The organism is Streptomyces sp. NPDC091289 (genome assembly GCF_044757365.1).
Lineage (GTDB): Bacteria > Actinomycetota > Actinomycetes > Streptomycetales > Streptomycetaceae > Streptomyces.
In genome coordinates this window covers 279,305-292,152 of the sequence record NZ_JBIVUT010000003.1, presented here as the reverse complement: position 1 = coordinate 292,152, position 12,848 = coordinate 279,305, and the positions used below count along the sequence as shown (strand labels likewise).

Below are 12,848 nucleotides of genomic sequence, written 5' to 3'. Positions count from 1 at the left end.
CCATGATCACGCTGATGCTGATCGGCTTGCTGGGAGGGCTGATCACCGCGGTCTCGCCCTGCATTCTGCCCGTCCTGCCGGTGGTGTTCCTGGCCGGGGGCACCGGGCGGGGCGAGGACGCCGGCACCCCGGCCGAGGCCCGGAGTGCCGGTGCGGCGGGCGGTGACGGTAGCGGGGCCGAAGGCGGCGGGGGCTCGGTGGCGACCGCGACCGCCCCGGCCGCTCCCGTACGCGCGCCGCGCAATCGGCGTCCGTACGCCGTGGTCGCCGGGCTCGTCATCAGCTTCGCGTTCTTCACCCTGCTCGGGGTGACGATCATCTCCGCCCTCGGCCTGCCGCAGGACATCCTGCGCTACGTCGGACTGTCGCTGCTCGTCCTCATCGGGCTCGGCCTGATCTTCCCGCCCGTCGAGCGCGTGCTGGAGAAGCCCTTCGCCCGGATTCCGCAGCGTCAGGTCAACAAGGAGGGCAGCGCCTTCGCCCTCGGTCTGGGCCTCGGCCTGCTGTACGTGCCGTGTGCCGGGCCCGTCCTGGCGGCGATCACCATCGCGGGCGCCCGGGGCGAGATCAGCTCCGACATCGTGGTGCTGACCCTGTCGTTCGCCGTCGGCACGGCCGTGCCCCTGCTGGTGTTCGCCCTCGCCGGGCGCAGGGTCGCCGATCGGATCGCCGCGTTCCGCAGGCGCGCCCGGGGACTGCGGATCGCCGCCGGCTCCCTGATGATCGTGCTCGCGCTGGGTCTGGCTCTCGACGTCACGGCGGCCATCCAGCGGGCGCTGCCCGACTACACCTCCGGTGTCCAGAAGAAGATCGAGGACAGCGATGCCGCCCGGCAGCAGTTGTCCGGTCTGTACGACGATTCCAACAAGGAGCTCTCGCGGTGCGAGGACGGCGCCGACGAGCTGCGCTCGTGCGGGCAGGCCCCGGCACTGGAGGGCATCGACTCCTGGTTCAACACCCCAGGCGACCGGCCCGTCGACCTCAAGACCCTGCGCGGCAAGGTCACCCTGGTCGACTTCTGGACGTACTCCTGCATCAACTGCCAGCGTGCCGTGCCGCACATCCGCGACTGGGAGCGCGCCTACCGGGACGCGGGGCTGCGCGTCATCGGGGTGCACTCCCCCGAGTTCGCCTTCGAGAAGAAGCGGGGCAATGTCGTCGCCGGCGCCGAGAAGCTCGGAGTGGACTGGCCCGTCGCCCTCGACAACGACCTGACCACCTGGGACAACTACCGCAACCGCTTCTGGCCCGCGAAGTATCTGATCGACGCCGAGGGCACCGTCCGCTACTTCAAGTTCGGCGAGGGCCAGTACGACAAGACCGAGAAGATGATCCGCGAGCTGCTCCGGCAGGCGGACCCCACCGTCGTCCTGCCGAAGCCCACGGACCGTGCCATGGACGATCTGGCCGCCGACCGGACGCCCGAGACGTATCTGAGCAATCTGCGCATCCGCGGGTACGTCGGAACGCCCCTGGTCGACGACAGGGCGACCGCCTACCGCTTCCCCAAGGGTGATTTGCCGCTCAACAAGCTGTCGCTGGACGGGACATGGACGGCGGGATACGAGCAGTTCACCGCGGGTCGCGAGGCCCGTCTGGCCTTCACCTACCGGGCGAAGAACGCCAACCTCGTCCTCGCCGGCACCGGAAAGGTCACCGTGCTCGTGGACGGGAAGGTCACCAGGACGGTCGAGGTGACCGGGTCGCCGACGCTGTACCGCCTCACCGACGACAAGGAATCGCGTACCGCCCGCCTCGAACTGCGCCTGGACGAAGGCCTCCAGGCCTACGTCTTCACCTTCGGGTGAGCCGGTCCGCCCCCCTGCTCCGGCCCCGCGGCCCGCCACAGCTCGGCGAACCGGTCGAGCAGCCCGGCGGCGGCCGCCACATCGTCCGTCAGGGGCCGGTCGGCCGGCTCCGCGTCGAGCACCGATGCGGCGAGCTCGAAGGCGCGGCCGACCGGCAGCTCCGGGTCGAGTCGCAGCTCGCGCTGGCGCAACGCCCGGACAGCCGCGACGAGTTCACAGCCCACCACGAGCCGGAACGCCTCGCACGCCCGCAGGGTCTGCCGCGCGGCCAGCGACGCGAAGCTGGCCTGCTCCTCGACGCCCCGCGAGAGCACCGCGTGGCCGAGCGAGGCGGGCGCGGAGTAGGCCCGCAGATCGCCGAGCGCCGCTCCCGCCGCGTATTCGAGGATCATCACGCCCGAGGACGCCGGCTCGCCGTCCGCGAGGAACGGGCGCAGGCGGGTGAAGCCCGGTTCGTTGAGCGTCGAGAGGCGGGAGGTGGACAGCCGGGCCACCTGGGTCACCGCGAGCCGGAAGTGGTCGAGGGACAGGGCGAGTTGGGCGAGGTAGAAGCCGCCGTGGTGGTAGGCGGCCATGTCGTCGGCCGAGATCAGCGGGTTCTCGGCGGCCGCGTTGATCTCGACCGTGAGGACCTCGTCGAGCGCGTCCGCCGCGTCGTGCGCGGGTCCGTGGATCTGCGGCACACAGCGGAAGCCGTACGGGTCCTGGATCCGGCCGAGCGGCGGTGTGGGGCGGTCGGGGGCACCGAGCAGCAGTCGCATCCGCTGGGCGACCGCGTACGAACCGGCGTGCCGCCGCGCCTCGTGCACGGGCAGCGCGTAGGCCTCGTAACTGCCGTCGATCGCCATCAGGGACAGGGCCGCCACCACCTGCGTGGCCGCGATCAGGGTGCGCAGTTCGTGCAGGGCGAGGGCGGACTGGCCGAGGGTGAGGGCGTTGCTGCTGATCAGGGCGAGGGCGTCGTTGTTGTCGAGGGGCTGCGGTCCGGGGGCGGCGCCCGCGCCCCGCCAGGGGTGTTCGCCCGCCAGGGCGAGGCCCATCTGCGCGAGGGCGGCGATGTCGCCGGTGCCGACCGAGCCGAATTCGTTGACCTTCGGATAGGCGCCCGTCTCCAGGGCCTCGCAGAGCGCGGTGACGACGGTCGGGCGCAGGCCCGCTCCGCCGGCGAGGAGCTGGTTGGCGCGGACCGCGAGCATGGCGCGGACCTGCCGCGCGGGGAGCTCCTCGCCGATCGCTCCGGCGTGGCTGCGCAGCAGGCGCAGGCCGTGGTCGGCGGCCGCCTCGGTGGGCACGGACTCGTTCCGGTTCGCGCCCACGCCGGTGGAGCGGCCGTAGACGCGGCCCCACGAAGCGATTTCCCGGGCGGCGTTCCACGAGGCTTCCATCCGCTTCATGCCGTCGGTCGCCGGAACGGGCCGGGCGTCGGATTCGGCCATGCGTACGACATCTGCGACCATCAGTCGGCGGCCGTCGAGGATGACGATCGCACTGCTGTCTTCGGCCACCTCGTCCGAGATATGAGACGACATCAGTAGCATTTCCTCCTCGATCGGGCGCTCCGTCTTGCCCTGCGGCCATGCGTAACCAGGGATTTACGCCTGAGCGGCGACGACCTATTGACAACCTATTCAGTCACCGAGAACTCTGCATGATGATATGCAGCCGGGCAAGGGACTCCTCATGATCCAATTCGACAAGGCCCACAAGCGCTTCCCGAACGGCACGACCGCGGTGCACGACCTCACGCTCGACCTGCCGGAAGGAGGCGTGACCGTCCTCGTCGGATCTTCCGGTTGCGGCAAGACGACCACGCTTCGCATGATCAACCGCATGGTCGAGCCGACCTCCGGGACCATCAGGGTGGGCGGCAAGGACGTCCTGGAACAGGACGCCGCCGAGCTGCGCCGCTCCATCGGCTACGTCATCCAGCAGTCGGGGCTCTTCCCGCACCGCACCGTGCTGGACAACATCGCGACCGTACCGCTGCTGCTCGGCTGGGGCCGCAGAAAGGCGCGGGCGCGGGCGGCGGAGCTCCTGGAGACGGTCGGCCTCGCCGCCGACGCCGGGAAGCGCTACCCGCACCAGCTCTCCGGCGGCCAGCAGCAGCGCGTCGGCGTGGCCCGCGCACTCGCCGCGGACCCGCCGGTCCTCCTGATGGACGAGCCCTTCGGCGCCGTCGACCCGGTGGTCCGCACCCAGCTCCAGGACGAACTGCTGCGGCTCCAGCGGGAGTTGAACAAGACGATCGTCTTCGTCACTCACGACATCGACGAGGCCGTACGGCTCGGGGACCAAATAGCCGTCTTCCGTACCGGCGGCCACCTCGTCCAGTGCGCCGCCCCCGCCGAACTCCTGGCCCGCCCCGCCGACGCGTTCGTCGCGGACTTCCTCGGCGCGGAGCGCGGCCTGAAGCTGCTGTCCCTGACGACGCTCGAAGCGGTCGCCCAGGGCCCCGCCCCCGAAGGCTCCCGCTGGCAGCTGACCCTCGACGCCGCCCGCAAGCCGCTGGCCTGGCGCGACAGCGAGAGCAAGGGCGCCGCGGAGATACCCGTCCGGCCGCTGCGGGACACCGACTCGCTCCTCTCCGCGCTCAACGAGTCGATCGCCGCGCCGAGCGGCCTGGTCGCCCGGGTCGACGCGGACGGCGTCCTCACCGGTGTGACGTCCCGCGAGGACATCCACGACCGCGCGGGACAGGTGCACAGCGCGGCGAGCACGGTGGCCGCATGAGCGTCGACTGGTCGTGGATAGCCGACCACACCGACGATCTCACCGCCCTGACGCTCTCCCACCTCCAGGCCGCGTTCAGCGCCGTACTCCTCGGCCTGCTCGTCTCGCTGCCGCTGGCCGTGGTGGCCCACCGGGTGCGCAGGCTGCGCGGACTGCTCCTCGGCCTGTCGAACGTCCTGTTCACGATCCCGTCCATCGCGGTGTTCGTGCTTCTTCTCCCGGTCAGCGGGCTCACCCGCACCACCACCGTCATCGGCCTGACCATCTACACGCTCGTCGTGCTCCTGCGGAACACCGTCGAGGGCCTGGACTCCGTCCCGGTCAGGACGAAGGAAGCCGCGAAGGCGATGGGGTCCCGGCCGCTGCGCACCCTGCTCACCGTCGAACTTCCCCTCGCCCTCCCCGTGATCATGGCGGGCGTACGGATCGCGACGGTGATGGCGATCTCCCTCGTCTCCGTGGCCACGTACATCGGCGACGGCGGACTCGGGCAGCTCTTCACCGACGGCTTCCAGCGCAACTTCCCCACCCCCGTCATCGTCGGCGTCGTCCTGACCCTGCTCCTCGCGATCGTCGCGGACGCCCTGCTCGTCACCCTCCAGTACGTCCTGACGCCGTGGACCCGCCGGCAGAAGCAGGGGGCCTGACCTCATGTACGAACTCCTCAAGGGCCTCGGCTCCTGGCTGGTCAGCGGTGAGCAGTGGACCGGCTCCGACGGCATCGGACACCGCCTCGCCGAGCACCTCCAGTACTCGCTGCTCGCCACCCTCGTCGCCGCCGCCATCGCCCTGCCGATCGGTCTGCTCATCGGGCACACCGGGCGCGGCGCGTTCATCGCCATCAACCTGTCGAGCTTCGGGCGGGCCCTGCCCACGGTCGGGCTCGTCGTCCTCGTCTTCCTCGCCAGCGGTCTTTCGATGTGGCCGGTCTACATCGCGCTGGTGGCGCTGGCGGTCCCGTCCATCGTGACCAACACGTACGCCGGGATGACGGCGGTCGACCCCGAGGTGCGGGACGCGGCGCGCGGCCAGGGCATGCGCCGGCACCAGGTCCTCCTCCAGGTCGAGCTGCCCCTCGCGCTTCCCCTGATCATGACCGGGCTCCGGCTCGCGCTCATCCAGGTCGTCGCGACGGCCACCATCGCCGCGTACGTCTCCTTCGGCGGGCTCGGCCGGTACGTCTTCGACGGGCTGGCCCAGCGCGACCTCGTGCAGGTGCTCGGCGGCGCCGTGCTCGTGGCGCTCGTCGCCGTCGTCCTCGATCTCGCGCTCTCCGCCCTCCAGCGCGTCCTTTTCCGCCACCGCCCCGCCACGCAGGCCCAGGCCTAGGAGTCCTCCCATGAACCGCAGAACTCTCCTCGGCGGACTCTTCGCCGCCGCGACCGTGCCCGCGCTCGCCTCCTGCAGCAGCGGCATCACCTCCCTCGACGGGGAGGGATCCGGCGGCGGGGGCGGCGGCTCCAGCGAGGGCGGAGTCACGATCGGCACCGCCAACTTCACCGAGAACCAGGTCCTCGGATACCTCTACGCCGCGGCCCTCGAAGCGGCCGGGGTGAAGACGAAGGTCCGCCCCAACCTGGGCACCCGCGAGATCCTCATCCCCGCGCTGAAGGGCGGCGACATCGATCTGTTGCCGGAGTACCAGGGTGCCCTGCTGCACTACCTCGACGCCGGGGCCACGGCCACCGAGGAGGGCACGATGCAGAACGCGCTGGCCATGCTCCTGCCGCGCGGCCTCCAGATCCTCCCGTACGGCGAGGCGGAGAACGCCGACGCCTTCGCCGTGACGAAGGAGACCGCCGAGAAGTACGGCCTGAAGTCCCTGGCCGATCTCGCGAAGCACAACGGTAAGCTCGTCATCGGGGCGGCGCCCGAGGTCAAGAAGCGCACGGTGGGGTCGGTGGGCCTCAAGGAGGTCTACGGCGTGGAGTTCAAGGAGTTCAAGTCCCTCGACTCCTCGGGCCCGCTGGTCAAGGGGGCCCTCAAGAAGGGCGATGTGGACGTGGCGAACCTCTTCACCACTGACACCGACATCCTCGCCGAGGGCTGGGTCGTCCTCACCGACCCCAAGAACCTGATCCCCGGCCAGCACGTCGTCCCGCTGATCGCCGACCGCAAGGCCGACTCGACGGTCCGCAAGGCGCTCGCCCGGCTCGGGGCCGTCCTGACGACGAAGGACCTCACCGAGCTCAACCGCCTGGTGGACAAGGACCGCAAGGACCCCGAGGACGTCGCGAACGACTGGGCGGCGAAGCACGGCATCAAGCGGTAGCCGGGACCGGCCGCCCACCGCCCGGGGCGGCCGCCCCACCGCCGGGGCCGGGCGTGTCACCTCCGGGGGCCGGCCGCCGCGTAGCCGATGACGCCGGTGGCCAGCAGCACGGCGGCGGTCCAGGCGGCCGGCCCGGCCCCGGGCGGGGCCAGCAGCCAGCCGACGGGCCCCGTCGGGTCGGGCGGGACGAAGAGGGTTGCGGCCGGCCAGCCGACGACCGGAGTCCAGGCGTAGGCCGCACCGAACAGCACGGCCCCCAGCGCGGCCAGACCGGTCAGCCCGGCGGCGTCCCGGAGCAGGAACCCCGCCGTCACCGGCTCTCGTGCCGCTGTCTGCGCCGCCAGGAGTACGAGGGTGACGGCGGCGGCGATCAGCAGCACGTGCGCCGCCCGGAGCGGGGCCCAGCGGATCGCCGCCGTCCGGTCCAGGGCGGCGTCCTGGCCGCCGAGCCCGGGGGCCGCCGCGGCGACGGCGGCCGCCAGGGCCAGGACGGTCAGCCGCGGCTCGGCGGTGCCGTCGGCCGCGGCGACCACGCCGAGCAGCGCCGCCGACGCGAGGAGCACCCCGGTCGTGGGCGCGATCCGCCGCGATCGCGCGTACAGGAGGAGACCGCTGGTCACCGCGCTCCCCCGGCCAGGTCGTCGGCCCAGGTGAACTCGCAGCCGAGGGCGGCCTCGCGCACCTCGGCGGCCCGGCTCCGCTGCTGCTGCGGGGAGAGCGCCGTGAACCGCTTCCACGTCCTGTCCATCGAGGCACGGTGGGCCTCGGGGTCGTACACATCGGCCTCGATGGGCCGGTACGTCCCGAGCGCCCAGCTCGCCAGCACGCTCTGCACGACGAGCACCTCGTCGCCGCCGAACTCGCGGGAGGTGAGGGCCCGGCAGCTCGGCGCGAGGCCCTCGCCGACCAGGCGGCGCAGCAGTTGGTCGCCCTCGGCCCCGCCGATCTGGGGGTCCTCGAAGTGGACGAGCACCGCCGCCGGGTCGAGCCGGCGCTCCTCGCCGACGGCTCGCGGCGCGGTCTCCTCCCGTACCCGCCGGGGCGCCGCGTCGCCGAGCGCGGTGCTCAGGACGTCCAGGGCCCGCGCGGCGGGAGGGGCGAGGGCGTCGAGCCGGTGGCGGTGCACCTCGGTGACGCACACCTGGCCTTCGCACACCGGGGCGGCGGCCGCCGGGTCGACGCGGTAGCTGCCGCGTGCGTCGCCCGGCAGCACCAGCAGTGCCAGCGCGGCCCCGGCGAGCACGGGTACCACCGCCGTGAGGCGGCTCCGCCCGCGGGTGGCGCTCAGCAGCGCGAACCCGGTGGCCAGGAGCCCGAGCAGCCACAGCGTCTGGCCCAGGTGCACGGCGCCGGTGAGGGTCAGCAGCACCTGGCGCGGCTCGGCGACGGCAGGGGAGAGTTGCGAGAACAGATGCGATCCGATGCGGGTGGTGGGCAGTTCGCCGTCGCCCTGCTGCATCAGAACGACGTTCGCCGCGAGGAACACGACCGCCACGCCGGGCGGGGTCAGCGGTGAGGGCAGGGCGCGTGCCACGCCCATGCCGAACACCGCCGCGGCCACCAGGGCGAGCAGCCCGACGGCGGAGATCGGCAGCCAGCCGAGGTGGGTGTACGAGGTCGGGCCGAGCGCCACCTGGACGCCGCCCCACAGCAGCAGCGCCCCGAACCCGGCGGCCAGCGCCAGGGCGATCGCGACGGCCGGTGTCGCGGCGCGCTGCCATCCGGGCCGTGGCGTGGCGGCCAGCAGTTCCGGCATCCGGGAGCGGTGGTCGCGCAGCCCGTACAGGGCGCCGATCCCGGCGGCCACGGGCCAGAAGTAGGCGAGCAGCATCCGGGTCCACAGGGCCAGTGAGGTCCACTGGTCGGTCCACCGGACCGTGCCGCCCCACCAGCCGCCGTTGATGGCGTACAGGAACAGGAACCCGGTGGCGAGGACGGTGAGGCCGGCCCAGGGGGCGGCGGAGCGCAGCAGTTCGGTGCGCAGGACGCGGAGGTTCACCAGCTGCCCTTTTCCTGCTCGGAGTCGGACGTGGACAGCAGGGCGGAGTAGCCGCGTTCCAGGGGGCTGTCGCCCGGCTGGTCGGCGGTTCCGGCGGCGGCCAGCGCCTGCGGGGTGCCCTGGAAGACGAGGCGGCCCCGGTCGAAGAGCACCACATCGGTGCAGGCCGCGGCGACGTCCTCGACGAGGTGGGTGGAGACCAGCACGCAGCTCTCCCGGCCGAGTTCCTGGAGGAGTGCACGGAACTGGAGGCGTTGTGCCGGGTCGAGGCCGACGGTCGGTTCGTCGAGGAGCAGCACCGAGGGGTCGTTGACGATGGCCTGGGCGATGCCGACGCGGCGCACCATTCCTCCGGAGAGCGCCTTCATCCGGCTCTCGGCCCGGTCCGCGAGGCCGACCCGTTCCACGGCGCGCTGCACGGCGCCGGGGATGTCCCGGGCGGGCATCTCCTTCAGCCAGGCCATGTAGGTGATGAACTCGCGGACGGTGAACCGCTTGTAGTAGCCGAACTCCTGCGGCAGATAGCCGATGCGGCGGCGCAGCTCGCGGTGGTGGCCGCGGTCGCGGACGGAGTGGCCGAAGAGTTCGAGGTCTCCCCCGGTGGGCCGCAGGACGGTGGCGAGGGTGCGGATCAGGGTGGTCTTGCCGGCGCCGTTGGGGCCGAGCAGGCCGTGGGTTCCGGTGCCCAGGGAGAGGTCGAGGCCGTCGACGGCGAGATGGTCCCGGCCGACCCTGACGGTGAGACCGGTGGTGTGGATCTCGTGGACGTAGGTGCGTGGCGCGGTGTCGAGCGCGCCGGTCGGGACGGTCATCGGTTGCTCCTTGCGGGGCTTGTCGCAGGCTTCGGGGAGGTCATCGCGGGCTAAAGGGGTGTCATCGCAGGCTCAAGGGGTGTCATCACAGGCTTCCGGGGGTGGTGTAGGCGCGGCGGCGGGCCAGGACGACGCCGACGGCGGCGGCGAGCGTCAGGGCCCAGAGCGGCAGGTGTTCGGGCCGCAGGAGGAAGAGGCGGCCCAGGGCCGCGGCCGGGACGAGGACCGCCACGGTCCACAGCGCGCCCAGGGCGGCGGTCGCACGGCCGACGCCGATGACGCTGCCGAGCGCCAGCGCCGTCGCGGTGAGGGCGAGGGAGGGCAGCAGCCACTGTGCGAGCGCGACGCCCGTCAGGAGCCCGGCGACCAGGTGCACCGGAAGGACCACGGCGAGCACGGTCAGGGTGCGCCGCAGGAGCAGGGAGAGTCCGGCGCGCGGGGTGACGGCGGTCAGTTCGAACGCCGGGTCCAGGGCGCGCGACCAGGCCGCGGCGACTCCGGCGAGCGGAAGGACCGGCGCCAGCAGCAGGACGGGCGGCGCCCCTCGGGTCCAGCCGGCGGCGCGGTCCAGCAGCACCGCGACGACGGTCACCCCGATGACCATGGCCAGCCAGGGGCCCATCACCGGGGTGGCCCAGGACATCGGGCGGCGACGGCGGGGCGGGGCGGGCGTCGCACGGTCCAGGGCCGGTTCCAGGCCGCTGCGGACGGCGGTCAGCAGGTCGGTGACGGCGGGTACGCCGGCCGCTGCCCCGGCCAGCCGGTCACGGCAGTGGGCGCACTGTTCCATATGGGCCTCCACGGCCCACAGTTCGTCGGCGGGCAGGTCGGTGTCGCCGCGCGCGTAGCTGCTGACCAGTCGGCCGGACGGATGCTCGACGCTCATGCCAGTGCCCTTCTCATGGCGATACGGGCCCGGCGGGCCCGGGTCTTGACGGTGCCTTCGGGGAGGTCGAGCAGGACGGAGGCCTCCCGGACCGAGAGTCCGTCGAGCACCAGGGCCTGAAGGACCTGCCGCAGCTCCGGGGCGAGGGTCCGCAGGGCGTCCCCGACCTCCCCGCCGACGGCGGCGGCCAGCACCTCGTCCTCGGCGGCCGGGGCGACGGCATGTCCGGCGGCGGCAGCGGGTGGTTCGGCGTGGTGGGCGCGGCGGCGGAAGGCGTCGACCAGGCGGCGGGCCGCGATCGTCCAGAGCCACCCGGCGGCGCTCCCGCCGATGGCGCTGCCGGCGAACGCACCGGCGGCACGCCACACGGCGAGATAGGTCTCCTGCATGACCTCGGCGACGATCTGCTCGTCGGCGCACCGGCGGCGCAGCCGTACCGCCAGCCAGGGCGCGGTCCGTCGGTACAGCTCGTCGAACGCGGTGCGGTCTCCCTCGGCGATCAGGCGGAGGAGATGTTCCTCGGCCGGCTCCGGGGGCCGCTTCTTACGTAGTCTCACACCGGCCAGACGCGGGACCGGGCCCGCAGGTTCTCACCCGGGAGTGGTCTGCGTCACATCTCCGCCGGGCGGTCCGGCCCGTGGCTACCGGCCGAGCAGCGCGGCGACGGCGATCAGCACCGGGACCGAGAGCAGCGTGGACAGCAGGATGGACTCCCTGGCGAACCGCTCGGCGACCCGGTAGTGCGAGGCGTACGTGAAGAGGTTCTGGGCGGCCGGGAGAGCCGCGATCACGACGACGTCCAGCAGCGCCTCGCCCCGCAGTCCGAACAGCCCCGCGCCGACGGCCCAGGCGACGACGGGCTGGGCGACCGTCTTCAGCACGGCGGACAGGTACAGCGCGCCCCGGTCCTCACCGCGGCCCGGCCGTTCGCCGCCGTGCAGGGATATCCCGAAGGCGAGGAGGACCGCGGGGACCGACATGTTGCCGATGAGGACGAGTGGTTCGAGCAGGGGTCCGGGCAGGGGGAGGCCGGACGCGGCCACGGCGACACCGGCCAGCGATCCGATCGCCATGGGGTTGCGCAGCGGGGTGGTCAGCCGCCGGAGGACCGACACCGGTTCCCCCGGGCGGCTGAGGTCGAGGACGGTCAGGGCCAGCGGGGTCACCAGGATCTGCTGGAGCAGCAGGACGGGGGCGACGAGCGAGGCGTCGCCCAGGACGTACACGGCGATGGGGATGCCCAGATTCCCGGCGTTGACGTAACTGGAGCACAGGGCACCGATCGTGACCCGTCCGGCGTCCCAGCGCAGGAACAGCCCGGCCACCACGACGAAGACTCCGGCCGTGGCGGCCACGGCCATCGCGGTGACCAGCAGGCGTGTCGACAGGACGACGGACAGATCCGCGCCCGCGAGCATCGTGAACAGCAGGGCCGGGGTCGCGACGTTGAAGGCCAGCCGGGTGAGCACGGCACGACCGTCCTGGCCCAGGTAGCCGCGGCGCCCTATGACGTACCCGACGGCGATCACGGTGGCGATCACCGTGAATCCGGTGAGGACTCCCTGCATGGCTTCCTTGCGGGTGGATCAGGTGCGATGGCCGGTCCGGCCGGGTCGGAACGCCTGGTCGGACGCCGGCACAGCGTCTCAGACCGGTGGCCGCGCCCCCGAGGCGGGGTGGAGCGCACCCGGCGAACCGCCCGCTGCCGGTTCAGCCCCGGCCCGGTCCGTCCGGTCCGGCCGGTCCGTCCACGCCGTTGTCCGCTCCCCGCGCCAGCGCGCCGACGAAGCGTGAGGTCAGGGCGGTCGGTGCGGTGATGGCCGTGCCGACCACGACGCTGTGCGCACCACGGGCGAGCGCCTCGGCGGCCTCCTCGGGGGTGTTGATACGGCCTTCGGCGACGGCGATCCCCTCGGCGAGGGTGGCGACGTCGGCCATGACGAGGGCGCCCGCCGCGTGCACGGCGGTGACGAGCCCGGCGAAGGTCGAGCCGTCCGGGCGGGGCCGGTCGGTGGCGTCGGCGGCGATGACGGCCGCACCCGCCTCGGCGACGGCCAGGGCATGCCGGACGGTGGGCGTGATGTACACCCCGGTGTCGCCGTCCTTCCACAGGCCGACGACCGGCAGGTCCACCGCGGCCACGATCGCGGCGACGACCTCCGGTTCGTTGGCGCGGATCGCGGCCCCGCCACCGGCGGCGCCCGAGCGCGCGAGGCGCACGAGGGTGGCCGTGTCCCGCATCGGGTCGCCGGGGGCGCCTGGCAGGAGACGATCAGCCGGCCCCGGAGTGCGGCGGCCAGGTCCTGTGCGTTCATCGGTGAGCTCCCGGGCGGTGGAGGGG

Annotated in this window: 12 protein-coding genes and 1 pseudogene; 5 read left to right on the top strand and 8 right to left on the bottom strand. The window is 72.9% G+C overall.

Annotated elements, in window-relative coordinates:
- The first annotated feature begins 2 nt into the window (after window positions 1–2).
- Window positions 3–1,808, top strand: coding sequence for a cytochrome c biogenesis protein DipZ (locus tag ACIQPT_RS05455; protein ID WP_401152943.1), 1,806 nt, complete (start codon window positions 3–5; stop codon window positions 1,806–1,808).
- Here ACIQPT_RS05455 and ACIQPT_RS05450 read toward each other — a convergent pair.
- A complete protein-coding gene (locus tag ACIQPT_RS05450) occupies window positions 1,787–3,337 on the bottom strand; it encodes an aromatic amino acid ammonia-lyase (RefSeq protein WP_401152941.1) in 1,551 nt (516 codons plus the stop codon). The genes ACIQPT_RS05455 and ACIQPT_RS05450 overlap by 22 nt on opposite strands.
- Window positions 3,338–3,464: 127 nt before the next feature.
- Here ACIQPT_RS05450 and ACIQPT_RS05445 point away from each other — a divergent pair, with 127 nt between their 5' ends.
- The 4 genes from ACIQPT_RS05445 to ACIQPT_RS05430 are packed head-to-tail and all read left to right on the top strand — an operon-like array spanning window position 3,465 to window position 6,810.
- Window positions 3,465–4,538 (top strand): ABC transporter ATP-binding protein, encoded by a 1,074-nt coding sequence (locus ACIQPT_RS05445; RefSeq protein ID WP_401152939.1) that lies wholly within the window; start codon window positions 3,465–3,467, stop codon window positions 4,536–4,538.
- Window positions 4,535–5,185 carry an ABC transporter permease gene (locus tag ACIQPT_RS05440; RefSeq protein ID WP_401152937.1) on the top strand — a complete coding sequence of 217 codons (651 nt, stop codon included), beginning with the start codon at window positions 4,535–4,537 and terminating at the stop codon, window positions 5,183–5,185. Before ACIQPT_RS05445 ends, ACIQPT_RS05440 begins: the two co-directional genes overlap by 4 nt.
- Before the next feature lie 4 nt (window positions 5,186–5,189).
- Complete coding sequence (locus tag ACIQPT_RS05435) at window positions 5,190–5,867, top strand: ABC transporter permease (RefSeq protein ID WP_401152935.1); 678 nt, start codon at window positions 5,190–5,192, stop codon at window positions 5,865–5,867.
- Between the two features lie 10 nt (window positions 5,868–5,877).
- Window positions 5,878–6,810 (top strand): ABC transporter substrate-binding protein, encoded by a 933-nt coding sequence (locus ACIQPT_RS05430; RefSeq protein ID WP_401152934.1) that lies wholly within the window; start codon window positions 5,878–5,880, stop codon window positions 6,808–6,810.
- 56 nt (window positions 6,811–6,866) lie between these two features.
- Here ACIQPT_RS05430 and ACIQPT_RS05425 read toward each other — a convergent pair whose 3' ends face one another.
- The 7 genes and pseudogenes from ACIQPT_RS05425 to ACIQPT_RS05395 all read right to left on the bottom strand — a co-directional run bounded on the left by ACIQPT_RS05425 (window position 6,867) and on the right by ACIQPT_RS05395 (window position 12,822).
- Window positions 6,867–7,430 (bottom strand): hypothetical protein, encoded by a 564-nt coding sequence (locus tag ACIQPT_RS05425; RefSeq protein ID WP_401152933.1) that lies wholly within the window; start codon window positions 7,428–7,430, stop codon window positions 6,867–6,869.
- The gene (locus ACIQPT_RS05420; protein WP_401152932.1) at window positions 7,427–8,809 is read right to left on the bottom strand and encodes a hypothetical protein; all 1,383 of its coding nucleotides are present in this window, start codon (window positions 8,807–8,809) and stop codon (window positions 7,427–7,429) included. Before ACIQPT_RS05420 ends, ACIQPT_RS05425 begins: the two co-directional genes overlap by 4 nt.
- Window positions 8,806–9,621, bottom strand: coding sequence for an ABC transporter ATP-binding protein (locus ACIQPT_RS05415; protein ID WP_401152931.1), 816 nt, complete (start codon window positions 9,619–9,621; stop codon window positions 8,806–8,808). The genes ACIQPT_RS05420 and ACIQPT_RS05415 overlap by 4 nt, the downstream gene beginning before the upstream one ends.
- An 85-nt stretch (window positions 9,622–9,706) precedes the next feature.
- Window positions 9,707–10,507, bottom strand: coding sequence for a zf-HC2 domain-containing protein (locus ACIQPT_RS05410; RefSeq protein WP_401152929.1), 801 nt, complete (start codon window positions 10,505–10,507; stop codon window positions 9,707–9,709).
- A complete protein-coding gene (locus tag ACIQPT_RS05405) occupies window positions 10,504–11,064 on the bottom strand; it encodes an RNA polymerase sigma factor (RefSeq protein ID WP_401152928.1) in 561 nt (186 codons plus the stop codon). Before ACIQPT_RS05405 ends, ACIQPT_RS05410 begins: the two co-directional genes overlap by 4 nt.
- A gap of 84 nt (window positions 11,065–11,148) precedes the next feature.
- A complete protein-coding gene (locus ACIQPT_RS05400) occupies window positions 11,149–12,075 on the bottom strand; it encodes an AEC family transporter (protein WP_401152927.1) in 927 nt (308 codons plus the stop codon).
- A gap of 142 nt (window positions 12,076–12,217) precedes the next feature.
- Window positions 12,218–12,822: pseudogene (locus ACIQPT_RS05395) on the bottom strand (N-acetylmannosamine-6-phosphate 2-epimerase).
- Window positions 12,823–12,848 lie beyond the last annotated feature (26 nt).